The sequence below is a fragment of the Microbacterium sp. genome (assembly GCF_031178525.1).
GTDB lineage: Bacteria > Actinomycetota > Actinomycetes > Actinomycetales > Microbacteriaceae > Microbacterium.
Map to the genome: position 1 here is coordinate 1 of NZ_JAPSJA010000246.1, position 3480 is coordinate 3480.

The 3480-nt window shown below is 70.5% G+C and carries 3 protein-coding genes; all 3 read left to right on the plus strand.

Translation table 11 applies throughout. From position 1 onward, the window contains the following. The coding region (locus tag RIF89_RS12455) for a glutamate ligase domain-containing protein (RefSeq protein ID WP_309069426.1) at positions 1 to 674 on the plus strand (674 nt) is incomplete at its 5' end. After that, positions 671 to 1783: a phospho-N-acetylmuramoyl-pentapeptide-transferase gene (gene mraY / locus RIF89_RS12460; protein WP_203135523.1), complete on the plus strand. Its 1113-nt coding sequence runs from the start codon at positions 671 to 673 to the stop codon at positions 1781 to 1783. The genes RIF89_RS12455 and mraY, both read left to right, overlap by 4 nt. Then, a complete protein-coding gene (murD, locus tag RIF89_RS12465) occupies positions 1780 to 3330 on the plus strand; it encodes a UDP-N-acetylmuramoyl-L-alanine--D-glutamate ligase (RefSeq protein ID WP_309069427.1) in 1551 nt (516 codons plus the stop codon). The genes mraY and murD overlap by 4 nt, the downstream gene beginning before the upstream one ends. Positions 3331 to 3480 lie beyond the last annotated feature (150 nt).

Sequence of the window (3480 nt, forward strand, 5' to 3'; positions counted from 1 at the left end):
AGGTGCGCTGGTTCGGCGAGGCCGAGACGGCGGATGTGCGCTCCGGCGCCCTCGATGTGACAGCCTCCGGGACCCGCACGACCGTGACGGTCGCGGACCGCGAGCTGCCGCTGCATCTGCGCGTGCTGGGCGCGCACCACATCAAGAACGCCCTCGCCGCCATCACGGCCGCTGCTGCCCTCGGCGTCGCCCCCGAGACCGCCATCGAGCGCATCGAGACGGTCGAGCTCGCCGAGCGCTGGCGCATGCAGGTGCTCACGCAGTCACCCATCAGGATCATCAACGACGCATACAACGCGAGCCCCGATGCGGTCGCCGCGGCGCTGCGCACCCTCGCGCAGATCAGCGGACCGGATGAGCGCATGGTCGCCGTGCTCGGCGCCATGAGCGAGCTGGGCGAGCACTCGGTCGAGGAGCACATGAAGATCGGCCTGCTGGCCGTGCGGCTGCGCATCCCGCGCATCGTGGTCGTCGGGCAGGAGGCACGCGCCCTGTATCTCGCGGCCATCGCGGAGGGCTCGTGGAGCGGCGAGGCCGTGTTCTTCGAGACCGCGGACGAGGCGTTCGCCTACCTCGAGGACGAGCTGCGCCCCGGCGACTCGGTGCTCGTGAAGTCGTCCAACGCCGCCGGGCTCCGGTTCCTCGGCGATCGTCTGGGAGAATCGTTCTCGTGAGATCACTCCTGACCGCAGCGGCGATCTCCCTGGCGTTCTCGCTGTTCCTGACGCCCGTGTTCCTCCGGCTGTTCCGCCGCTGGGGCTGGGCCCAGCCCATCCGCGTCGCGAGCGCGAAGATGCTCGCGCCCGACCACGAGGTCAAGCGCGGCACGCCCACCATGGGCGGCACGATCTTCATCGTCGGCACCGTGATCGGCTATCTCGTCGGCTGCTGGGCGGGCGGCAACCCTCCGACGCCCTCGGGCTGGCTCGTGATCTGGCTCATGCTGTCGTTCGGCGCCGTGGGCTTCATCGACGACTATCTGAAGGTCAAGCAGGATCACTACGACGGCCTGAGCGGATGGCGCAAGATCGCCGGGCAGGTCATCGCGATCGTGCCGTTCGCGATCGCGGCGCTGAACTTCGAGAACGCGTACGGTCAGACCCCCGGCACCGGCTATGTCTCGCTGTTCCGCGACATCCCCGTGCTGTCGTTCATGGCGCTCGGCCCGGTGCTCGGCTGGCTGCTGTACCTCGTCTGGCTGTCGCTGCTCGGCACGGGCTTCTCCAACAGCGTGAACCTCACGGACGGCCTCGACGGCCTCGCGGCCGGCGCCGGCATCTTCGTCGTGGGCGCCTACAGCCTGATCGCGTTCTGGCAGTTCAACCAGGCGTGCACGCGCGTCCTGCTCGAGCCCGAGCTGCTGCAGGCCTGCTACAGCACGCGTGATCCGCTCGACCTCGCGGTCGTCGCGGCCGCCGTGGTGGGCGGGCTCGTCGGCTTCCTGTGGTGGAACGCGCCCAAGGCGCAGGTGTTCATGGGCGACGTCGGCTCGATGGCGATCGGCGGCGTCGTGACCGCCATGGCCGTGCTGACGCGCACCGAGCTGCTCGGCCTCCTGATCGCCGGTCTGTTCGTGATCTCGTCCGGCTCTGTCATCCTGCAGCGGCTCTACTTCAAGCTGACGCGCGGCAAGCGACTGTTCCTGATGAGTCCGATCCATCACCACTTCGAGATGCGGGGCTGGCCCGAGGTCACGATCGTCGCGCGGTTCTGGATCATCGCCGGTCTGCTGTCGGTCAGCGGCATCGGCCTGTTCTACGTGGAATGGCTGAGCCGCACATGAGCGAGCGTCTTGACTCCCTGACGAGCTGGCATGCGGACTGGAAGGGCCTGCGCGTCGCCGTGCTGGGCCTCGCGTCGACCGGATTCTCGGTGGCCGACACGCTCGCCGAGCTCGGCGCGGACGTGTTCGTGGTGACGGAGAGGGCCGCGGAGGAGTACGCACGGCTCGTCCCCGTCATCGGCGCACGGCTGTGGCAGGGACCGCTCGACGACGTCCCTGCGGAGCTGCGCGCGTTCGATCCCGAGGTCGTCATCGCATCGCCCGGTTTCTCCCCGTCCCACCCCGTCGTGGCATGGGCCCGCGAGAGCGGTGTGGCCCTGTGGGGCGACATCGAGCTCGCGTGGCGCGTGCGCGACAAGGTGCTGCGCCCCGACGGCACGCCCGCCGAGTGGGTGCTCATCACCGGGACGAACGGCAAGACGACCACCACCCGCCTCACCGCGACGATGCTCGTCGAGGGCGGGCTGCGCGCCGCGCCGTGCGGCAACATCGGCGTGCCGATCCTCGACGCGGTACGCGACCCGGCCGGCTTCGACGTGCTCGTCGTCGAGCTCTCGAGTCACCAGCTCTGGTACCTCGGGCTCGAGGACGGGGTCGGATCGCCGTCCCCGCATGCGTCGGTGTGCTTGAACCTCGCCGACGACCACCTCGTGTGGCATGGCTCGTTCGAGGCGTACCGCGACGCCAAGGCCGTCGTGTACCGCGGCACGAAGGTGGCCGCCGTCTACAACAAGTCCGATGAGGCCACCATGCACATGGTCGAGGAGGCGGAGGTCGTGGAGGGCGCCCGCGCGATCGGCTTCGATCTCGGTGTCCCCGGGCCGAGCGACCTCGGCGTGATCGAGGGCATCCTTGTGGACCGGGCGTTCCTCGAGGAGCGCCGGACGTCGGCGCTCGAGCTCACGACCGTGGGAGCGCTCGCCGAGCGCGGGCTGGCGGCGCCGCACATCGTCGCGAACATCCTCGCCGCCGCCGCGCTGGCGCGATCGCTCGACGTCCCGCCCACCGCGATCCGGTCCGCGCTCGAGGGCTTCCGCCTCGATCCCCACCGGATCGAGGTCGTCGCGCGCGCGGGCGGCGTCACCTGGGTGGATGACTCGAAGGCCACGAATCCGCACGCCGCGGCGTCGTCCCTCGCGGCCTACCCGGGTGCGGTGTGGATCGTCGGCGGCCAGCTGAAGGGCGTCGACATCGCCGCGCTCGTGGCGCAGCGGGGTCCCGCGAGCCGCGCCGCGATCGTGATCGGCGTCGAGCGGGGCGAGGTCGTCGCGGCTTTCGCGCGACACGCCCCCGGGGTGCCGGTCTTCGAGGTCGACCACGCCGAGACTGAGACAGTCATGAACCGGGCCGTCGAGCTGGCGGCCGGGATCGCGCGGGACGGTGACGTGGTGCTGCTGGCACCGGCGGCCGCATCGTTCGATCAGTTCACGGGATACGACGACCGCGGCGCACGTTTCGCCGCCGCGGTGAGGGCACGGATAGGAGGGGGAGCGGATGAGCACCACGACGCGACCCCCGAGGACGACGCGCCCGGCGAAGCCCTCTGACCCGCAGGACGCATCCCGCTCCCGCGCGCTGACCGCGCGCGTCACACTCGGCCGCGTGTTCGAGCCGGTGCCGCTCGAGTTCCTGCTGATCGCGTCGACCGCCCTGCTGCTCACGGGCTTCGGCATCGTGATGGTCACCTCCGCGACGAC

Excerpts from the sequence above, each read along its gene's own strand:
- murD (WP_309069427.1), top strand. The coding sequence starts at position 1,780 with ATGAGCGAGCGTCTTGACTCCCTGACGAGCTGGCATGCGGACTGGAAG.